This is a genomic window from Helicobacter pylori (assembly GCF_011140715.1).
Classification (GTDB): Bacteria; Campylobacterota; Campylobacteria; order Campylobacterales; family Helicobacteraceae; genus Helicobacter; species Helicobacter pylori_DA.
This window is the reverse complement of record NZ_SFZZ01000068.1, coordinates 15,707-36,230: the sequence shown is the minus strand read 5'-3', so window position 1 is coordinate 36,230 and position 20,524 is coordinate 15,707. Positions and strand designations below refer to the sequence as shown.

Annotated in this window: 14 protein-coding genes and 3 pseudogenes; 8 read left to right on the top strand and 9 right to left on the bottom strand. The window is 40.4% G+C overall.

The genetic code is table 11. The features are described from left to right. The 7 genes and pseudogenes from hypD to pta all read right to left on the bottom strand — a co-directional run. Positions 1 to 1,197 (bottom strand): annotated as a pseudogene (hypD, locus tag EWZ81_RS06860) (hydrogenase formation protein HypD); the annotation flags it as partial. 17 nt (positions 1,198 to 1,214) lie between these two features. Further along, the gene (locus EWZ81_RS06855; protein WP_000335461.1) at positions 1,215 to 1,451 is read right to left on the bottom strand and encodes a HypC/HybG/HupF family hydrogenase formation chaperone; all 237 of its coding nucleotides are present in this window, start codon (positions 1,449 to 1,451) and stop codon (positions 1,215 to 1,217) included. Continuing rightward, the gene (gene hypB / locus EWZ81_RS06850) at positions 1,451 to 2,179 is read right to left on the bottom strand and encodes a hydrogenase nickel incorporation protein HypB (protein WP_000003589.1); all 729 of its coding nucleotides are present in this window, start codon (positions 2,177 to 2,179) and stop codon (positions 1,451 to 1,453) included. Before hypB ends, EWZ81_RS06855 begins: the two co-directional genes overlap by 1 nt. Before the next feature lie 112 nt (positions 2,180 to 2,291). After that, positions 2,292 to 2,420 (bottom strand): hypothetical protein, encoded by a 129-nt coding sequence (locus EWZ81_RS08625; protein ID WP_000973849.1) that lies wholly within the window; start codon positions 2,418 to 2,420, stop codon positions 2,292 to 2,294. Between the two features lie 10 nt (positions 2,421 to 2,430). Beyond that, entirely contained in the window at positions 2,431 to 2,730 is a 300-nt protein-coding gene (locus EWZ81_RS06845; RefSeq protein ID WP_165549460.1) for a cupin domain-containing protein, read from the bottom strand. Positions 2,731 to 2,875: 145 nt separating this feature from the next. After that, a pseudogene (locus EWZ81_RS06840) lies at positions 2,876 to 4,028 on the bottom strand (acetate/propionate family kinase). A gap of 16 nt (positions 4,029 to 4,044) precedes the next feature. Beyond that, a pseudogene (pta, locus tag EWZ81_RS08520) lies at positions 4,045 to 5,590 on the bottom strand (phosphate acetyltransferase). 381 nt (positions 5,591 to 5,971) lie between these two features. On the opposite strand from pta, the gene EWZ81_RS06825 reads away from it, so the two are divergent. The 8 genes from EWZ81_RS06825 to alpB all read left to right on the top strand — a co-directional run bounded on the left by EWZ81_RS06825 (position 5,972) and on the right by alpB (position 18,221). Then, the gene (locus EWZ81_RS06825; protein WP_165549458.1) at positions 5,972 to 7,513 is read left to right on the top strand and encodes a flagellar hook-length control protein FliK; all 1,542 of its coding nucleotides are present in this window, start codon (positions 5,972 to 5,974) and stop codon (positions 7,511 to 7,513) included. A 50-nt stretch (positions 7,514 to 7,563) separates the two neighbouring features. Beyond that, positions 7,564 to 8,529 carry a flagellar hook assembly protein FlgD gene (gene flgD, locus EWZ81_RS06820; protein WP_165549457.1) on the top strand — a complete coding sequence of 322 codons (966 nt, stop codon included), beginning with the start codon at positions 7,564 to 7,566 and terminating at the stop codon, positions 8,527 to 8,529. After that, positions 8,526 to 10,343: a flagellar hook protein FlgE gene (locus EWZ81_RS06815; protein WP_165549456.1), complete on the top strand. Its 1,818-nt coding sequence runs from the start codon at positions 8,526 to 8,528 to the stop codon at positions 10,341 to 10,343. The genes flgD and EWZ81_RS06815 overlap by 4 nt, the downstream gene beginning before the upstream one ends. Before the next feature lie 51 nt (positions 10,344 to 10,394). Continuing rightward, complete coding sequence (locus EWZ81_RS06810; RefSeq protein ID WP_165549455.1) at positions 10,395 to 11,012, top strand: restriction endonuclease; 618 nt, start codon at positions 10,395 to 10,397, stop codon at positions 11,010 to 11,012. Then, on the top strand, positions 10,993 to 12,144 hold the full coding sequence (locus tag EWZ81_RS06805; protein WP_165549454.1) for an Eco57I restriction-modification methylase domain-containing protein: 1,152 nt from the start codon (positions 10,993 to 10,995) through the stop codon (positions 12,142 to 12,144). Before EWZ81_RS06810 ends, EWZ81_RS06805 begins: the two co-directional genes overlap by 20 nt. A 3-nt stretch (positions 12,145 to 12,147) precedes the next feature. Further along, complete coding sequence (locus tag EWZ81_RS06800) at positions 12,148 to 14,178, top strand: ATP-dependent helicase (protein ID WP_165549453.1); 2,031 nt, start codon at positions 12,148 to 12,150, stop codon at positions 14,176 to 14,178. 863 nt (positions 14,179 to 15,041) lie between these two features. Continuing rightward, positions 15,042 to 16,604: a Hop family adhesin AlpA gene (gene alpA, locus EWZ81_RS06795; protein WP_165549452.1), complete on the top strand. Its 1,563-nt coding sequence runs from the start codon at positions 15,042 to 15,044 to the stop codon at positions 16,602 to 16,604. A gap of 21 nt (positions 16,605 to 16,625) precedes the next feature. Next, positions 16,626 to 18,221, top strand: coding sequence for a Hop family adhesin AlpB (gene alpB, locus EWZ81_RS06790; protein ID WP_165549451.1), 1,596 nt, complete (start codon positions 16,626 to 16,628; stop codon positions 18,219 to 18,221). 213 nt (positions 18,222 to 18,434) lie between these two features. On the opposite strand, the gene EWZ81_RS06785 is transcribed toward alpB, so the two are convergent. Both EWZ81_RS06785 and hofG read right to left on the bottom strand, forming a co-directional pair. Then, positions 18,435 to 18,674: an SsrA-binding protein gene (locus EWZ81_RS06785; RefSeq protein ID WP_165549444.1), complete on the bottom strand. Its 240-nt coding sequence runs from the start codon at positions 18,672 to 18,674 to the stop codon at positions 18,435 to 18,437. A 79-nt stretch (positions 18,675 to 18,753) separates the two neighbouring features. Further along, positions 18,754 to 20,298: an outer membrane beta-barrel protein HofG gene (hofG, locus tag EWZ81_RS06780; protein WP_165549450.1), complete on the bottom strand. Its 1,545-nt coding sequence runs from the start codon at positions 20,296 to 20,298 to the stop codon at positions 18,754 to 18,756. Between the last annotated feature and the right edge of the window lie 226 nt (positions 20,299 to 20,524).

The window sequence follows — 20,524 nt, the reverse complement described above, 5'->3', positions numbered from 1 at the left end:
CATGCAACTGCCGATCGGGTTTTGCGGGGTGCAAGTTGTGGCGAATAGCGAGCAGTCTAGGGGGCTTAGAGCAATTTTCAAAGCTCAAACGCGCTTGTAACGATAATACGCCGCGCACGCCCCCTCAGAGCTGACCATGCAACTGCCGATCGGGTTTTGCGGGGTGCAAGTTGTGGCGAATAGCGAGCAGTCTAGGGGCTTAGCGATGCCTTTTAAAATTTCCCCGCACTTGCATGCCTTGTTTTCTTTGGAGGTTTTGTGGCTTAAGTGTTCTTTAAAGACTTTTTCAGCGTCATAAGAAGCGAACGCTTCTTTGAGTTTTAGGGCGGAGTGTTTGATATTCCCCAAACCTCTCCATTCAAAATTTTCCCTAACTTCCATGCACGCATTCACTAATTCTTGCGCTTTTGTATTCCCTTCATAGCTCACCGCTCTTTTGTATTGGATTTCTAGCTTGGCTTCTTTGTTTAGGGCTTGTTTAGTGAGCATCAGCACGCTTTCTAATATATCCACCGGCTCAAAACCGCTCACAATAATGGGGAGTTTAAAGCGATCCACTAAAGGAGTATAGATTTGAGCGCCGCTGATCACGCTCACATGGCTAGGGGCTAAAAGGGCGTTGATCTGGCATGCTGGATCTTCTAAAATCGCGCTCACGCTTGGAGGCACTAAAATGTGGTTAATGTGGAAAAAAAGATTTTTTAATTTTTCTTTTTTGGCGTTGAGTAAAACGCTCGCGCTCATCGGCGTGGTGGTTTCAAAACCGATCGCAAAATAAATGACTTTTTTATGCGGGTTTTCTTTAGCGATTTCTAAAGCTTGCATGGGCGAATACAAAAAACGCGCATCCAGCCCCTTTTCTCTCACTTGTATCAAACTCCCATAGCTCCCTGGGACTTTCATCATATCCCCCAAGCTTAAGATAATGCTGTCTTTGATCATAGCGAGTTCGTAAGCTTCATCAAGGCGCGCTCTTGGCATCACGCACACCGGACACCCTGGCCCATGCACAAACTCTAAATTTTTAGGCATCAAATCCAAAAGCCCGTATTTCATGATGGAATGCGTATGCCCTCCGCACACTTCCATGATGACTAATTTTTTTGTGAGTTTGGAAGCGAGTTTTTTGATTTCATTAGAGAGCGCTAAAATAGTTCGCTTATCTCTAAAGGGCGAAATGAGGTGATCAACGCTCATTGTTTTTATTCATGCATTTATTCATGCGTTTCGTTCATTTTGGCGATCATTTCTTGATAAAGCTCAATGGATTCTAGGGCTTCTTTTTCATCAATCTTACTCATCACATAGCCGATGTGTAACAACACATAATCGCCCACTTTAACAGACTCGCCCATTAAATCCAAGCTCGCTTCTCTTTGAACGCCCAAAGTCTCTAAGAGCGCCACATTATCGTTAATGGCTATGACTTTAGAAGGGATCGCTAAACACATTAAAACGAATGCGTGGATTGGTAATTTTCACGCTTTTTTTCTAAAAGGAAATTTTTAAAATCTTCCAAGCTTTTAGGGTCTTTGGAGCTCATTAAAAAAATAGGCGCTTCAGGCTTTAATTTTTGCATGTCTTCTTTGACTTGAGAAACCCTGAAATTAAACACTTCAATCATGTCCGCTTTACTGATAATGACCGCATCCGCACACATGAACATCGTAGGGTATTTTAGCACCTTATCATCGCCCTCTGGGACAGAGAGTAAAACGATATTCATCGCCGCTCCTAGATTATAGCTTGAGGGGCAAACCAGATTCCCCACGTTTTCAATGATTAAAAAATCGCTTTTTTCTAACGCTCCCTCATCTTTTAATAAATCAAACGCCCCCTCAATCATGCTCGCTTCCAAATGGCACGCTTCACCGGTGGTGATTTGGTGTGCGCTCACGCCTTTTTTACGCAATCTGTCCGCATCTCTATTGGTTTGCAAATCGCCCTCTACCACGCAAAATTTAAAGTCTTTAAAATCCGCTAAATTTTCTAGCATCGTGGTTTTACCGCTGCCAGGAGAGCTCATGAAATTTAACACATACAGCCCTTCTTTGAGGTAGCGCTCTTTCATTTCAGCGGCTTTAATGTCGTTCTTGCTCAAAATCTTTTCCACGATTTTGACATCTTTTTTACTCAAATTAGGGTTATTTTGTAAAGATTCTTTTCGTTGTTCGCTCATGCTTGTTCCTTTCTTTTAAAATTTTCGTATCGTAGCGCGCTTAATTAAACGGCTATGATTTAACAACTTCTTTTATCTTCTTGGCTGATTTTTTGTAGATCAAAAACATGCTTTACCCTAACCCCTTATCGCCGCTGTCGTTTTTATCTTTTAACACTAATTTAATGATCCTCCATATGATGATTAATAAAATGATCGTTAAAAGCAAATACCAAACATTGATAAAAACGGCTTTCATCATTTGACTTTCCTTATTTTTTACTCAAAGACAACCTTATAACGCTATTTTCTAAAGCGTCCAAACGATGCGAAACTTGGGCTTCTAGGCTGATTAACGCTCCCTTTGGCATTTCTATTTTTTCATCTCCCACTTCAAAAACGATTTTTCCCTCTAAAACCTGCACGCTAATCGCTCCCGGGGCCTTGTGTTTGTCCATGACAGCTCCTTTGGGCATGCAAATGCGGATTTCTTTAGTCAAAGAATTTTCATTCAGCGCTTCAATATGAAGTTTCTCAAAACAAACGCCCTCTAAAAAATGAACCATTTTCATCAAAAACTCCTAGTGTGATATTTTCTTAATTTAGAACTTAATTTAAGAAAGCTAATTTTTTACCCAAAAATTTCTTATAGATTTCTTAAACAATTCTTTATTCTGTTTTTTCCAAAACCTTTTTGGTTTGCAAAGCGATTTCTAATTATTCATCAGTAGGGATGCGTAAAACCTGAATTTTGGTGTTAGGCTGGCTCAAATCCACTAATCCGTTGCCCGGATTGTCGTTCTTGGGCTTGTATAAAGCGATCCCTAAATCTTCTAAGCCTTCGCACACGCTCTCTCTTAAAGCCGAGTAGTTTTCCTCCATCCCTCCGGTAAAGATAATCGCATCCACTTTTTTTAAGACTGCCATGTAAGCCCCAATATACTTTTTAATGCGATAAGCGCACATTTCAAAAGCGAGCTTGGCCTGCTTATCGCCTTTTTCTTTTCTGGCTTCTATGTTTCTCATTATCCCCACAAATGCCTTTCAAACCGCTTTCATGGTTTAAAATTTTCATCACTTCTTCTAAACTTTTATCAGCGCATTGTGCGATGTATTCCACCACAGTAGGATCAATATCCCCACACCTTGTGCCCATGATCAAGCCTTCTAAAGGGGTTAGCCCCATAGAAGTATCCACGCTTTTACCCTTTTGAATGACTGCTGCGCTTGAGCCGTTCCCTAAATGCAAAGTGATAGCGTTAAATTTCTCATAAGGGATATCCAAATACTTCGCCGCTTCTTTAGCCACATAATGGTGTGAAGTCCCATGGAAACCATAACGGCGGATTTGATACTTTTTATACAATTCATAAGGTAACGCATACATGTAAGCGTAATTAGGCATAGTGGCATGGAATGCGGTATCAAAAACAGCGATTTGAGGGATATGGGGGTGCGCTTTTTGGACAAATTCAATACCGGCTAAATTCGCCGGGTTGTGTAAGGGGGCTAAAATAGAAAGATTGCCAATTTCTTGCATGACTAATTCATTGACTAGAACTGGGGCATGGAATTTATCCCCCCCTTGAACCACACGATGCCCTATAGCGTCAATTTGATTGAAATCTTTGATGATCCCCATTTTCGTCAAATTCTCACGAATCATTAAAAGCCCGCTCGCATGATCTTTAATCACAAGCTTTTCTTTTAATTCTTGATCGTTATGGTGCAAATGCGATTTGATTTTCAACTGCCCTATTTCTTCGCCGATTTTTTCGGCTAAACCGCTCGCTAAGGGCTTGTTTTCTTTCATGTCAAACAATTTAAACTTAATAGACGAACTGCCCAGATTCAAAACTAAAATTTCCATAATCTCTCCTAATCAATCAATCTTGCGCTTGAAGGGCGCTAATCAAAACGGTGTTGATAATATCTTCCACTAAAGCGCCCCTACTCAAATCGTTAATGGGCTTATTCAAACCTTGTAAGATAGACCCTATCGCCACGGCTTTAGCGCTCCGTTGCACCGCTTTATAAGCGATATTCCCAGCGTTTAAATCCGGGAAAATAAAAACGCTAGCTTGCCCGGCCACTTGGCTGTTAGGCATTTTTTTCTTGGCTACGCTTTCATCAATGGAAGCGTCAAATTGTAAAGGGCCATCAATTTCTAATTGGGGATCTAACTTTTGAGCGATTGTTAAAGCTTCGTTGATTTTGTCTATCATTTCGCCTTGAGCGGAATTGCCTGTCGCATAAGAGAGTAAGGCCACTTTAGGCGCGATATTGAATTGCTTAGCCGTTTGCGCGGAAGTGGTAGCGATCTCGGCTAATTCTTTAGGGCTAGGGTTAGGGATAATCGCACAATCCCCAAAAACGAACACTTGAGTGTCTAAACACATTAAAAACACGCTTGAAACCAGGCTCACGCCAGGCTTAGTTTTAATGATTTGTAAAGCGGGTCTAATGGTCTCAGCTGTGATTCACTCCAGAAACCATGGCATGCGCGTAGCCTGAATGCACGAGCATGGTCGCAAAATAAGTCTTATCCAACACTAATTGCTTAGCTTCTTGCTCGCTCAATCCCTTTGATTTTCGTAATTCATACAAATGATTAGCGAACTCTTCTCTATAATGAGAAGTGTTGGGATTAATGATTTCTACATTTTCTAAATTCAAGTTCAAATTTTTCGAATTAATGGCTTCTTTATCGCCTAATAAGATCAATCTCACCGCACCCATTAAATTTAAACGATGCGCGGCTTTTAAAATCCTTTCATCTTCGCTCTCTGGTAAAACGACTTTTTTAATCTGTTTTTTAGCCTTTTTTTCCAAACTCATTTGAAAGGCTAAAGGGGTAATAATCTCGCTTTTTATTTGCAACACGCTTTCAATCACGCTCGCTTCTAATGCGCATTGTTGCTTGCAAAGAGACGCGCTCAAAAAATGTGGTTTTTCAAGCGTTTCGCCCGCAAATAGCCCTAGAGCGAAAGGGGCTTCTTTTTTGAGAATATGAGAGTGCATGGCTTTCAAATGATTCAAACTCGTTTGTGCGACAGCCACCATAGGAGCGTTTAAATGCTTGGCTAAAATGGTGTTTAAATCCAAAAGAGCGTTTAAGAAAAACTTCGGCGCATACCCTAAATTAATGACAAAATCATGCGTGGTTTGTAATTCATCATAGCGTTTGAGAATCGTTTCAAATAGTAACTCTTCTTGAGCGGTGCTCACAAGCTCTAAAGCCTTTTGTTTGTCTATGGCGCTATGAAATTCTAAAGAGTTCAAGCCTTCGCACTCCCCAAAGCCCTCACACCCTCCACTAATGGGCGAAAACAAGGCGATTTTTTGATAACGAGACTTCAATGCTTTTAAAAGGCTCTTACAAGCAACCCCTAAAACTTCGGTATCCTCTGGACAAATCCACAAACTTTGCATGCCAATCTCCCTAAAATTATCGTTTTTATTTAATTGTAGCAAAATTTAATTAAACCTAAACGAAACCATGATTTTGTAAAAAGGCTTTTAGCATTTTTACAATACTAATATAAAAGAGCTTGACACTAGTCAAGTGATAGCTTATTAAAAAAGCGGTCTTGGGGGTTAGGGGGTTTCTTAAGGGGGTTGTAGGGGGAATTATTTCAAAATACTCCCTATCCCCTTAAGGAAGTGAGTTTTACCATAAAAACAAAATTTTAAAAACCAATTTTTTAAAGATTAAAAATAAGATTTTAGAATATTCAATGAAAACAGAGTTAAGGAACTCTTTTTGCTTGACTTTCGTCATGTAAAATAAAAGAGTTGTTTTAAAGGATAATCATGCCATCTCCTGTTAATCCCATTCACACCAACGCAAACGCTTTAAATAGCGGAGCGAAAAACGAAGACACCAAAAACGCCCCTAAAAGTGCATCAAAGGATTTCAGTAAGATCTTAAACCAAAAGATCTCTAAAGACAAAACCGCCCCTAAAGAAGATCCTAGCGCGTTAAAAGACGCGCCTAAAGACGCTAAAGCACTTAAAAAAACCCCTACCCTATCCCACCAACACGCTCAAAATCTCGCTAAAGACCAACAAGCCCCTACCCTAAAAGATTGGCTCAACCACCCAAAAACCCACCCAACAGCCGAACATGAGGCCCAACATGAGACCCATGAGGTTTTTGAGACTGACCCCAAAACCCCTAACGAAACTTTAAGTAAGAATGAAAAAAAGCCTAACGAAGTTGCTTCTAACGCTCATCAAACAAACTTGCCTAATAAAAACTCTATAACCCCTAACCACGCTAACAACGCTAATAAAACCCCTACCACCCCAACCCATAGCACTAAAGATCCAAAAACCCTTAAAGACATTCAAACGCTCAGCCAAAAGCATGACCTAAACGCCAGCAACATTCAAGTGTCGTTAGAAAAAAAAGAAACCCCCTTAAATGCGAGCGATCATCTTGCTTTGAAAACAACGCAAACGCCCACTAACCACACCCTTGCAAAGAACGACGCTAAAAACACCGCTAACCTTTCTAGCGTTTTGCAATCTTTAGAAAAAAAAGAACCGCCAAATAAAGAACGCGCAAACCCCCATAATGAAAAAAAAACGCCCCCTTTAAAGGAAGCTTTACAGATGAACGCCATTAAAAGGGATAAAACGCTTTCTAAAAAAAAGCCAGAAAAAACCCCTATTCACGCTAAAACTCAAACTACAGCCCCAAGCATAGCGCCAGAAAACGCCCCTAAAATCCCTCTTAAAACGCTCCCTTTAATGCCTTTAATAGGAGCTAACCCCCCTAAAGATAATATTCCAACGCCCCTAGAAAAAGAAGAAAAAACTAAAGAAATAAGCGACAATAAAGAAAAAACCAAAGAAACTAATAGCAGCGCTCAAAGCGTGCAAAACACCCAAGCTAGCGATAAGACAAGCGAGAATAAAAGCACTGCCCCTAAAGAGACGATCAAGTATTTCACCCAACAATTAAAACAAGAAATCCAAGAATACAAACCCCCCATGAGCAAGATCTCTATGGATTTATTCCCTAAGGAATTGGGCAAGGTTGAAGTGATTATTCAAAAAGTGGGTAAAAACCTTAAAGTGAGCGTGATTTCTCACAACAACAGCCTACAAACCTTTTTGGATAACCAACAAGATCTTAAAAACAGCCTGAACGCTTTAGGCTTTGAAGGGGTGGATTTGAGCTTTTCGCAAGATTCTTCCAAAGAGCAACAAGCCCCCAAAGATCAACCAAAAGAGCTATTCAAAGAGCAGGAATTAACCCCCCTAAAAGAAAACGCCCTAAAAAGCTACCAAGAGAATACAGACCATGAAAACCAAGAAACGAGCATGCAAATCACTCTTTATGTGTGATTTTAAGCAAGTTTGCCCTATAATAAGACATCTTTAACAAGGAATAGATCATGGCCATTGATTTAGCAGAAGTTACAGGAGCTAAAGCCGCACAAGAAAGGAAAAAAGAGCAGCCCACTATCGCTAACGGGTTGGATAAAAACGCTTTCATGAAACTCTTTTTAGAGCAATTGAAAAATCAAGACCCCACCGCTCCTATGGAAACGGATAAGATCATCACCCAAACCGCGCAACTCACGCAAGTGGAAATGCAAGAAGAAAACAAAAAAACCATGCAAGAAGTCGCCAGTGCGATGAAATCCAATAAAGAAACTAACGAATCTTTAAAAGACTTTCAAGGCGCTTTAAAAGACACCATGGAAAACCTTAATAAAGGCATGGACGATAGCTTGAAGGCGAATAACGCTTTAAGGGAAGTAAGCGCCCTTAACTCTGTGAGCATGATAGGCAAAATCGCTGAAACCGATGTGAGCGGGGCGAATTTTGATGGCAATAACAAGCTTTCTTTTTCGCTCTTTTTTGATGAAAAAATTGACGCTTCTAAAGGAGTGCCAGCGATTCAAATCCTGAATGAAAACAATGAATTAGTCAAAACGATTTCTTTAAAAGATTATAACGGGCAAAAGGGGTATATCAATTTTGAATGGGACGGCACAAACGAAAAGGGCGAAAAAGTCCCTAAAGGCAATTACAAAATCAAAGCTGAATACAATTTAGACTCTCAAAGCAAGCAGTATTTGCAAACGCGCATTGGTAGGGGCGAAGTGGAAAGCGTGATTTTTGATAAAGGCAAGCCCATGTTAAGAATGGGCGAAATGATTTTACCCATAGACAGTGCGATAGAGTTTTACAAACCGGATCAAAAACCGCTTGAACAGAAAATCTCTGAACAAAAGCCCATTGAACAAAAACCGATTGAACAGAAACTCTCTGATCAAAAACCGCTTGAACAGAAACTCTCTGATCAAAAAGCCCTTGAACAGAAACCCCAAACCCCCCCTAAAGAGACAGCATGAACGACACCTTATTAAACGCTTATAGCGGGATTAAAACCCACCAGTTTGGTATTGACAGCCTTTCCAATAACATCGCCAATGTCAATACTTTAGGCTATCGCTCCAATGATCCGGAGTTTAAAACCTTGTTTTCTTCGCATTTAGACGCTTTGAACGCCAAATCCGTTGTGGCTAACGACCGAAATTACGGCGTTACAGGCTCAGGCAATGTCCTTTCTAATAAGGACGGCGAATACATGCCAAGCGAGGGGGAATTTCATATGGCGTATCAAGGCAAGGGTTGGTTTGTGATAGGGCCCAATAAAAATGGGGAAATGACCATTAATAAAGACGGCTTTAGCAAAAAACAGGATAATTTCTTAACGCGCGCCGGCAATTTCGCACGAGACGCTGATGGCTATTTAGTAACCCCTGAGGGCTATTATGTTTATGGGATTGATTTGAAAAAAATCAAAGACGGCACGCTCAATTCCACCGCTAGAGATGAAGATATTGAAAAATTGCATGGCAACACCCTTTCGCCCTTACAAATCCCCCAGGATTTGACTTACCAGCCCGTGCTTAGCACGAAAGTGGGTATTAGCGTGAATCTAAACCCTAAAGACCATTTAAAAGGCGTGCAAGATTTTTTCTTAAACGATAAGGGCGAGATTATTAAGGAGCGTTTTTTAAACCAGGACATTAACGCTTTAGCGAATAACGATAACGAGCCCATAGACGCGATCACTAATCGCAAGTTAAACGTCAGTATCCAAAAAGAAGATGGCAAAAAAGAGGATTTTGTTTTCACTTATGGGGACGCTGAAAAAGGCGAAAACCAATTCAAAACTTTAGGCGATTTGCAAAAACTCCTTAAAGAAAAAACCGGGCTAGACTTGAACCTCATCAAAAGCGAAAAAGACGCCAAAAGCCCCCCCCTTTTGTTAGAGATCGCTAATCCTAGCGAAACGCCTATCGCATTCAGCTTGAGTGGGGGCATTGCGGATAAATTGGGCTTGAAAGCGGACGGAATGGAATTAAAAAAAGGCATCAGCAGGGATTCAGTAGCGATTAAAATCCCTTATTACAGCACAGAAGTGGATATTTATGACAAGGCCGGGGATAAATACTTGCTCCAAAGCGAATATTACATGACCAATTCCAACGATCCCACATCAAGCCCCACGAGTAAAAGGAAAAACCAAACTTGGGAAGTGAAAAGCTACATCGTAGATCCCAAAAACAAAACCCCTATCAATGATCCCACTTGGGAAATTGTCGGCTTTGATTCAGCCACGCACAAGATGAAATCCGCTCCCATGACTTTGGATTTTAAGGGCAATAAACTCACCTATTCTTTGGATAAGAGCGAAAACCATGATTCTAGCGATTTGTCTTACCAAGATTCTAAACTCTTAGAAGCGAGTCAAGACGGCAAGCCTAGAGGCATTTTTAGAGACATGCGCATTGAAGAAAATGGCGTGATTTCTCTAGCTTTCAGTAACGGAGTGGTAGAGCCGGTCGCTCGCATCGGTATTTTGGCTTTCACTAACGATCAAGGCTTAAGGAAAATCGGCGGTAACCTCTATGAAATGCAAGAAGGCACCATTAATGGCGAAAACAGACCCCTAAGCGGTAACCCCATTTTAGGGTGGGACGAAGAGGGCAAGCTCAAGTTTGGGAAAATCAGGCACAAATATTTAGAAACGAGCAACGTGAATGCTGGGAACGCCCTAACCAATCTCATTTTAATGCAAAGAGGCTATTCCATGAACGCTAGAGCCTTTGGCGCGGGCGATGACATGATTAAAGAAGCCATTAGCTTGAAAAAATAAGGGGCTGAAATAAGGAGTGTGGTAGAATACCCTTTTTAATAAGGATATTTAATGGTACCCACGCAGCTTAATGAAATTGCAGAATTTTTAAAAACAAACCCTTATAGTTTGTCTCAACCCTTACAGGATGGGCGATTAAATTCATCTGTCAATGAAGAAGAAATTTTAAATACCATTAAGGATTATTTTCCTATCCAACTGCCAAGAGCTAGAGAGTGGTGGGATTTTAGTTTTGAAGAAAACGATATTTTTTATCCTGTTAATATTAAAACCACCACCACAAAAACCGCTGACAATCTTAATGGTAAATTAGGGATTTATTATGCGTTGTGCGGCTTATTGCCGGAATTTAATAACGAAATCGCATGGGAAAAATACTTTCAAAAACTGCATAAAGACTTGGGCACAAACACCAATAGAGATTATTATTTTTTGATTATCAACAAAAACGATCCTAAAGACGTTTTTATCAATTCCTTAAAAGGTATCCAAACCCTCCAACCCAATAACTTGCCCTTCCAATGCAAGTGGGATAACAACAGAAAAATCGTTCAAAGAAGCTTTATTGAAAGTAAAAACTTCATCTTAAGCGCTTTAGCCAAAAGCGTTAAGTTACGAGCTAATATTTATTTAACATTCAAAGAATTTTTTGGAGAATTTTTTGAATAATTTAGACATTAAAACTTTAGGGCAGGTTTTCACCCCTAAAAATATAGTGGATTTCATGCTCACTCTCAAACACAATCAAGGGAGTGTTTTAGAGCCAAGTGCTGGCGATGGGAGTTTTTTAAAGCGTTTAAAAAAGGCTGTAGGGATTGAAATCGATCCTAAAATCTGCCCTAAAAATGCCCTTTGCATGGACTTTTTTGACTATCCTTTAGAAAATCAATTTGACACCATTATTGGTAACCCGCCTTATGTCAAGCACAAGGATATTGCGCCAAGCACCAAAGAAAAACTCCATTACAGCCTTTTTGATGAAAGGAGCAATCTCTACTTGTTTTTCATAGAAAAAGCAATCAAGCATTTAAAGCCTCAAGGCGAATTGATTTTCATCACCCCAAGGGATTTTTTAAAATCCACTTCCAGCGTGAAATTAAACGAATGGATTTACAAAGAAGGCACGATAACGCATTTTTTTGAATTAGGCGATCAAAAAATTTTCCCAAACGCCATGCCTAATTGCGTGATTTTTCGTTTTTGTAAGCACAATTTCAGTAGAATCACCAACGATGGTTTGCAATTTGTGTGCAAAAAAGGCATTTTGTATTTCCTCAACCAATCTTACACGCAAAAATTAAGCGAGGTTTTTAAGGTTAAAGTGGGGGCAGTGAGCGGGTGCGATAAGATTTTTAAAAATGAAACATACGGGAATTTAGAATTCGTCACCTCAATCACCAAAAGAACCAATGTTTTAGAAAAAATGGTTTTTGTCAATGAGCCTAATGATTATTTACTCCAGCATAAAGACAGCTTGATGCAAAGAAAGATTAAAAAATTCAATGAAAATAACTGGTTTGAATGGGGGAGGATGCATCACATATCCCCTAAAAAACGCATTTATGTCAACGCCAAAACGCGCCAAAAAAACCCCTTTTTCATCCACCAATGCCCTAATTATGATGGCTCTATTTTAGCGCTATTCCCTTATAACCAAAACTTAGATTTACAAAACCTCTGCGACAAACTCAACGCTATCAACTGGCAAGAATTAGGCTTTGTGTGCGATGGGCGTTTTTTGTTTTCGCAACGCTCTTTAGAAAACGCTCTTTTGCCTAAAGACTTTTTAAATCTAGGATAAAACTTGTTAGAAACTTTGCAATTAAACCCTGAGCAACTAAAAGCGGCCAAGGCTTTGAAAGGGTATAATTTAGTCATTGCGAGCGCTGGCACAGGGAAGACTTCTACGATTGTGGGGCGCATTTTATACCTGCTTGATAACGGCATCAAGCCTGAAGAAATCTTGCTTTTGACTTTCACCAATAAAGCGAGTAATGAAATGATCGCCAGGGTGGCTAAATATTTTAAATCAAGCTCCAAAATTGAAGCGGGCACTTTCCATGCGGTAGCGTATCGCTATTTAAAAGAGCATTACCCTAATTTAAGCCTGAAGCAACCTAAGGAACTAAGAAAGCTTTTAGAAAGCATTGTGGACACTAAAAACGCGCTAACAGATGGCGATAAAAAGCCCTACACTTCGCAGCATTTATACGCCCTCTATTCGCTTTACACTAACGCTCTAAAACAAGAAGATTTTAGTGCATGGCTTTCTACTAAAAACCCTGAACACGCACCATACGCCGCCTTTTATGAAAACATTTTAGACGAATTTGAAAACACTAAAAAAAAGCATGATTATATTGACTATAACGACTTACTGTTGCTCTTTAAAAAAGCGATGCTAGAAAGATCTAGCCCTTATAAAGAAGTGCTTTGCGATGAATTTCAAGACACTAACCCCTTACAAGAATCCATTTTAGACGCTATCAACCCCCCTAGTTTGTTTTGCGTGGGCGATTACGATCAGAGCATTTACGCTTTTAATGGGGCGGATATTTCTATCATTTCTAATTTCACCCAAAAATACAAAAACGCCCAGGTTTTCACGCTCACCAAAAACTACCGCTCTTCTAAAGAGATTTTAGATCTCGCTAATCAAGTGATACAGCACAACGAGCGCATTTACCCTAAAAATTTAGAAGTGGTGAAATCAGGGAAATTCAATAAACCCACGCTTTTAAATTACAACGACAATATCGTGCAATGCCAAGACATCGCTAAACGCATTGTCATGCGGAAGAATTTTAAAGAAGTGGCGGTGATTTTTAGGAATAACGCGAGCGCGGATCAATTAGAAGCCGCTTTAAGATCCCACAACGTGCCAAGCAGAAGAAAAGGGAGCGCGAGTTTTTTTGAATCCAAAGAAGTGGCGTTAGCGTTAGATATTTGCGCGCTACTATTTAACCCTAAAGACATTATGGCAGCGATTCACATTTTAAGCTATATCAGCGATATTGGCTCTAACACCGCTAAAGACATTCATGAAGCCTTAATGCTTTTAGGCAATGGCGATCTCAAATCAGCCTTAATTCAGCCTAATCAAGAAGCCAAAATTTACACGAAAAAAAAAGAAATCACCTCTATGGGGCTTTTTGAAGAAATTTTTGCCCTAGAAAACAGCTCAAGGTTTAACAGCGTGATAGATAAGGCGTTTCATTCGCACCCGGTGTTGATGCACCCTAAAATCTCACTCAATGGGGCTAAGATGCTGAGCGATTTTTTCACTCTTTATACCAAAGCCCCTACCCATTCCCCTAGCGCTTTAATCAAACACATTATAGAAAGCGCGTTTTTTCAAACCTTTAAAATGCGCCTTTTAAAAGAGCGATCTAAAAATAAGGACGGCTCTTATAACGAATTTAAAAAACTCCAAGCGCAAAAACGCTTCAATGAAAAAATGGACTTGCTGAGTTCTTTAGCGAAAAATTACCAAAATTTAGGGCGTTTTTTAAACGGCACTCTAATAGGATCTAGTGAAGCCACGCAAGGTGAGGGCGTGAATCTATTGAGCGTGCATGCTTCTAAAGGATTAGAGTTTAAAGACGTTTATATTATAGATTTAATGGAGGGGCGTTTCCCTAACCACAAACTCATGAATACCGGTGGGGGCATTGAAGAAGAGCGGCGGCTCTTTTATGTCGCTATCACAAGGGCTAAGGAAAATTTATGGCTTTCTTATGCGAAAAACGAATTGAGGGAAAACGCCAAACCTAAAGAGCATAAGCCTTCGGTGTTTTTGTATGAAGCGGGGCTTTTGAAACCTGATTCAAAATAAAATTGGTTTTTGTGTTGTTTGTTTAAGCAAAAGATGATATGATTATAGCGATGGTTAATTAAGTCCCTAAGAGCTAGGAACTCTTAAGAGCTTGTTTTAATAAAGTGGCAGTGTTAAGATAACCACTAAAACTATCGCTATAAAATGAATTTCCAAAAACGAATTTCATGGTAGTGTCTCCTAACGGAGTGCCACCCACTGCAATCTCCCAACCCATTAGATCAGAAACCACTAATTGCTCCAAATTCGCTTAACACTAGAATTACTACCATGTCATATCATTGGAGTATTATAGTATTATAATGGGATCTTTATGAGATGTAAGAAAAATACAAAAAACGCTAGCAACCATAGATTTTAGACTCTAGCTTGCGCTAGAGCCAAAATTTTAGTATAATGGCGTTGTGAGGACCATTAAAACTATGATCACTAATAGTAATTTCATAGTTGGTTATCTCCTTTCCGGGATAACCGCCCACTATTATCCCAAACCCTAAACATGCTCTAAATTTTCACAACAAAAGAGATAACTTGAAATGACTATTTGCGTTGGCGTGATTTTACATTAAAAAACTTAGAAATGCCAAAAAGCGTTTTTAAAAACCCCCCAAAATTTAACGCTAATCCCCCTAAGATCCCGTTTTTTTTTTTGTAAAAAGCGTCTCAATTGTTGTAACTTTATTTCCTTGATAAGGGGTTTTTAAGGGGGTTTTTAAGGTTAGTTTAATTTTCATTATGTGAAAATATCACAATTACATTTGACAATTTGTATTACTAAACATTATTTACAAATTTACAAGCTCTGATGTAACTAAATCCCAATTTAATCTCAATCAAGGAGCATCCCATTGATAAGGAAAATTATGATAAAGAAAAATAGAACGCTGTTTCTTAGTCTAGCCCTTTGCGCTAGCATAAGTTATGCCGAAGATGATGGAGGGTTTTTCACCGTCGGTTATCAGCTCGGGCAAGTCATGCAAGATGTCCAAAACCCAGGCGGTGCTAAAAGCGACGAACTCGCCAGAGAGCTTAACGCTGATGTAACGAACAACATTTTAAACAACAACACCGGAGGCAATGTCGCAGGGGCGTTGAGTAACGCTTTCTCCCAATACCTTTATTCGCTTTTGGGGGCTTACCCCACGAAACTCAATGGTAGCGATGTGTCTGCGAACGCTCTTTTACAGGGTGCGGTAGGCAGTGGGACTTGCGCGGCTGCAGGGACGGCTAATAGCAGCTCTCTTGATAATAGTCAAAGCGCTTGTACCGCTGCGGGCTATTACTGGCTCCCTAGCTTGACTGACAAGATTTTAAGCACGATCGGCAGCCAGACCAACTACGGCACGAACACCAATTTCCCTAACATGCAACAACAGCTCACCTACTTGAATGCGGGGAATGTGTTTTTTAACGCGATGAATAAGGCTTTAGCGGCTAAGAATGGAGCTGCTACTACTGGTGGTGGTGCTAGCGGTGCAACTGGTTCAGATGGTCAAACTTACTCTCAACAAGCCATCCAATACCTTCAAAGCCAACAAAATATCCTCAATAACGCAGCGAACTTGCTCAAGCAAGACGAATTGCTCTTAGAAGCTTTCAACTCTGCCGTAGCCGCCAATATTGGGAATAAGGAATTCAATTCGGCCGCTTTTACAGGTTTGGTGCAAGGCATCATTGATCAATCTCAAGCGGTTTATAACGAGCTCACTAAAAACACCATTAGCGGGAGTGCGGTTAGTAGCGCTGGGATAAAATTCAACCAAGCTAACGCTGTGCAAGGGCGCGCCAGTCAGCTCCCTAACGCTCTTTATAATGCGCAAGTAACTTTGGATAAAATCACTGCGCTCAATAATCAAGTGAGAAGCATGCCTTACTTGCCCCAATTCAGAGCCGGGAACAGCCGTGCGACGAATATTTTGAACGGGTTTTACACTAAAGTGGGCTATAAGCAATTCTTCGGGAAGAAAAGAAATATCGGTTTGCGCTATTATGGTTTCTTTTCTTATAACGGAGCGAGCGTGGGCTTTAGATCCACTCAAAATAATGTAGGGTTATACACTTATGGGGTGGGGACTGATGTGTTGTATAATATCTTTAGCCGCTCCTATCAAAACCGCTCTGTGGATATGGGCTTTTTTAGCGGTATCCAATTAGCCGGTGAGACCTTCCAATCCACGCTCAGAGATGATCCCAATGTGAAATTGCACGGGAAAATCAATAACACGCACTTCCAGTTCCTCTTTGACTTCGGTATGAGAATGAACTTCGGTAAGTTGGACGGGAAATCCAACCGCCACAACCAGCACACGGTGGAATTTGGCGTAGTGGTGCCTACGATTTATAACACTTATTACAAATCCGCAGGGACTACCGTGAAGTATTTCCGTCCTTATAGCGTTTATTGGTCTTATGGGTATTCATTCTAAGAAAGGGGGGAAGAGACAAACATGAAACAAAATTTAAAGCCATTCAAAATGATTAAGGAAAATTTAATGACACAATCTCAAAAAGTAAGATTCTTAGCCCCTTTAAGCCTAGCGTTAAGCTTGAGCTTCAATCCAGTGGGCGCTGAAGAAGATGGGGGCTTTATGACCTTTGGGTATGAATTAGGTCAGGTGGTCCAACAAGTGAAAAACCCGGGTAAAATCAAAGCCGAAGAATTAGCCGGCTTGTTAAACTCTAATACGACAAACAACACCAATATCAATATTGCAGGTACAGGAGGCAATGTCGCCGGGACTTTGGGCAACCTCTTTATGAACCAACTAGGCAATTTGATTGATTTGTATCCCACTTTGAACACTGCCAATATCCATCAATGTGGTGCTACTAATAATGGTAGTAGTGGTAATGGTGCTACCGCAACCACTGCTACTACTAGCAGTAGCCCTTGTTTCCAAGGTAACCTGGCTCTTTATAACGAAATGGTTGGCTCTATCAAAGTTTTGAGTCAAAACATCAGCAAGAATATCTTTCAAGGCAACAACAACACCACGAGCCAAAACCTCTCCAACCAGCTCAGTGAGCTTAACACCGCTAGCGTTTATTTGACTTACATGAACTCGTTCTTAAACGCCAATAACCAAGCGGGTGGGATTTTTCAAAACAACACTAATCAAGCTTATGGAAATGGGGTTACCGCTCAACAAATCGCTTATATCCTAAAGCAAGCTTCAATCACTATGGGGCCAAGCGGTGATAGTGGGGCTGCCGCAGCGTTTTTGGATGCCGCTTTAGCCCAACATGTATTCAACTCCGCTAACGCTGGGAATGATTTGAGCGCTAAGGAATTCACTAGCTTGGTGCAAAATATCGTCAGTAATTCTCAAAACGCTTTAACGCTAGCCAACAACGCTAACATCAGCAATTCAACCGGCTATCAAGTGAGCTATGGCGGGAATATTGATCAAGCGCGCTCTACCCAACTGTTAAACAACACCACAAACACTTTGGCTAAAGTTACCGCTTTGAATAACGAGCTTAAAGCTAACCCATGGCTTGGGAATTTCGCTGCCGGTAACAGCTCTCAAGTGAATGCGTTTAACGGGTTTATCACTAAAATCGGTTATAAGCAATTCTTTGGGGAAAACAAGAATGTGGGCTTACGCTACTACGGCTTCTTCAGTTATAACGGCGCGGGCGTGGGTAATGGCCCCACTTACAATCAAGTCAATCTGCTCACTTATGGGGTGGGGACTGATGTGCTTTACAATGTGTTTAGCCGCTCTTTTGGTAGCCGAAGTCTTAATGCGGGCTTCTTTGGGGGGATCCAACTCGCAGGGGACACTTACATCAGCACGCTAAGAAACAGCCCTCAACTTGCGAGCAGACCTACAGCGACGAAATTCCAATTCTTGTTTGACTTAGGCTTACGCATGAACTTTGGTATCTTGAAAAAAGACTTGAAAAGCCATAACCAGCATTCTATAGAAATCGGTGTGCAAATCCCTACGATTTACAACACTTATTATAAAGCTGGCGGCGCTGAAGTGAAATACTACCGCCCTTATAGCGTGTATTGGGTCTATGGCTACGCCTTCTAAAAAAGCTCAAGGCCTTTTATAGGCTTTGATTTAACCCTCTAACCCCCACTTTAAAACAACAAAATCCTTATCAAATAGTCAAATTAACCCCCCTAAAAACGCTTTATTAAAAGCTTGCTTTAAGCGCTTCAAAGCTCTTTTGTGAAGCGATCAAACGCTAAAGGCGTTCCCCTAACCCAAGAAAACCGCTTTTAAAACCCCCAAGCAGAAATCCTAAACATCTTTAGTGTTTGGGGTGAATGCCGCTAATTTGCAGTATAACACCCCCATACATTTGCATCTAGCGTAGGAAGCGTGCAAAGTTACGCCTTTATAGATATGATGCGTGAGAGCTGTAAGGAATGCGTTGGAGCTCAAATTCTGTAAAATCCCTATGATTAGGCACACAGAACAAGAACCAAACTCTCCCCCAACATCAGGAAGCCCAATCGCTTTAGCGTTTGGGCGCTTCACGAGACTAGCTTTGCACAAAGTCTTTTATATTTAGATTTTAAAATGCTTTGGAGTGTTTTTAACTTGCTGCGATTGAAAATCAAAACTTCAGCGTGAGGTTAGTCATCATGTAACTTCTGTCTTGGTAATTCGCGCTAAAATCGCCATCGGGGTTATTGAACTTAGGCGCTCCAAAATACCCTGCTTGATAGCCTTTATTGATTCTAGCCCCATAATAAGTGATCCTAAAGTTAAGGAAAACCGATTCAGTGAACGCATAGCTCGCATTGAATTGCACGGAATATTCATTAGCCCTCCCCACTTGCCCTAACGCATTCTTATTCGCATGAGAGACGCGCCCAAAAACATGCCATGCGAAACGCTTGTGGATCCCTCCAACCGAAGTGTAAAAAGTGAAAGTGTTCGCGTTAGTGATCGCATCAGCCAGCCCATCATAAGCCGTATTATCCCAAAAATCATAGCCGATCATTCCGGCATGCCTGGTCGTTACTGAGATTTCATTACTGATATAGGAAGTGTTATTACCCCTTGGCATCGTATGAGAGCCTAAAAAAGCGTCCGAATTACCAAAGGTGTTATAAAATCCAATGGACCAGTTGAAATTATCCCACCAAAAAACCTGGCGGATATTTAAAGTAACGCCATTCCTCCCTAACAACGAGCCATGAGGCGTGCTGTCTTCTAAACTATAAGTGTTTGTTTCTGGGTTATACCACCCCCTATAGTATAAAGGGAAGGTTGTCATGATCATGCTTTGAGAGCGAAAGCCCACATTTTCAAAATTCCTATTCGTGTCATAAACCAGCTTAAAACCGGGAGCGTTATAAGTCTTAGGCGCAAAATAATAAAAAAATTGAGTGTCTAAACCTTTATAAGAATAAGTCGTGGTGATCCCATGCCAGCCGTAATTGATGAAATCGTTGCTGTTACTGGGGTTGCCTCCCTTTTTCAAATAAGGCACGGTCGCAAAAAACTCATAAATCCAAGAGTTAAACGCCAAACCTCTCCCAAAAGAACTCCACCACCAAAACCTTAACCTTTGCGTCTCAGTCTTATAGGGCTGATAATACACTTCCCACCCCTGATTCGAACCGCTCATAAAATCAATATTCGCTTCATAGCGCCCCGCCTTAAACCCAAAAACATCTTTGTAATCGTATCGTAAAAAAGCGGTATCCACCACATAAGGCCTTGCATGATAGCTCGCTGATTGGGAAGTCCCCGCATAAGCAGGGCCAAGATACTTATTAAAAAAGTATCCATGATAGCCCCCAATGAAATTCTCTACAATTGAGCCAAAAACCTTCCCGTTAGCTTGGTTAATATAATATTTAGTCTTATCGTAAGGAATGGCTGCAATCGCCCCACCCAAAGAAACAGAAAGCCTGTGGTTTTCGGTGCCTTTAGGGAGTAAATTGACTTTGACTTGCGCTAAAGTTACAATATCTATAAAGCTTTCGGTAGGATAAATCCCTTTTTTGGTATTGATTTGAGAATTGTTAAAACCAATTTTAGAAAAGTTCTCCACACGACCACTAAACCGATAATCAAAAGCTTCTACAGGACACAACAAAAACGATAAAAGCGATAAAGAAGAAGTCAGAAAATACTTTTCTTGCTTCATTAAACTCTCCCTAATTTTAATTGTATGATTTTTCTTATTGTATAATTATAATCAAAAAAAAATAGCATGAAGTTAAAATATTAATTAAAGTTCGCAACCCTATTTTACAAAAAATAACCATTCATTGTAAATTAGTTTAAAATTAAAGGATTAAAATCATATATTTGTTACTTCTAAAGAATGTTTTATTTTTGATTAGATCCGCAACCCATGAAATCCTTATTTT

Coding starts and splice junctions, on each gene's coding strand:
- EWZ81_RS06855 (WP_000335461.1), bottom strand. CDS start 1,451: ATGTGTTTAGCGATCCCTTCTAAAGTCATAGCCATTAACGATAATGTG.
- hypB (WP_000003589.1), bottom strand. CDS start 2,179: ATGAGCGAACAACGAAAAGAATCTTTACAAAATAACCCTAATTTGAGT.
- EWZ81_RS08625 (WP_000973849.1), bottom strand. CDS start 2,420: ATGATGAAAGCCGTTTTTATCAATGTTTGGTATTTGCTTTTAACGATC.
- EWZ81_RS06845 (WP_165549460.1), bottom strand. CDS start 2,730: ATGAAAATGGTTCATTTTTTAGAGGGCGTTTGTTTTGAGAAACTTCAT.
- EWZ81_RS06825 (WP_165549458.1), top strand. CDS start 5,972: ATGCCATCTCCTGTTAATCCCATTCACACCAACGCAAACGCTTTAAAT.
- flgD (WP_165549457.1), top strand. CDS start 7,564: ATGGCCATTGATTTAGCAGAAGTTACAGGAGCTAAAGCCGCACAAGAA.
- EWZ81_RS06815 (WP_165549456.1), top strand. CDS start 8,526: ATGAACGACACCTTATTAAACGCTTATAGCGGGATTAAAACCCACCAG.
- EWZ81_RS06810 (WP_165549455.1), top strand. CDS start 10,395: ATGGTACCCACGCAGCTTAATGAAATTGCAGAATTTTTAAAAACAAAC.
- alpA (WP_165549452.1), top strand. CDS start 15,042: ATGATAAAGAAAAATAGAACGCTGTTTCTTAGTCTAGCCCTTTGCGCT.
- alpB (WP_165549451.1), top strand. CDS start 16,626: ATGAAACAAAATTTAAAGCCATTCAAAATGATTAAGGAAAATTTAATG.
- hofG (WP_165549450.1), bottom strand. CDS start 20,298: ATGAAGCAAGAAAAGTATTTTCTGACTTCTTCTTTATCGCTTTTATCG.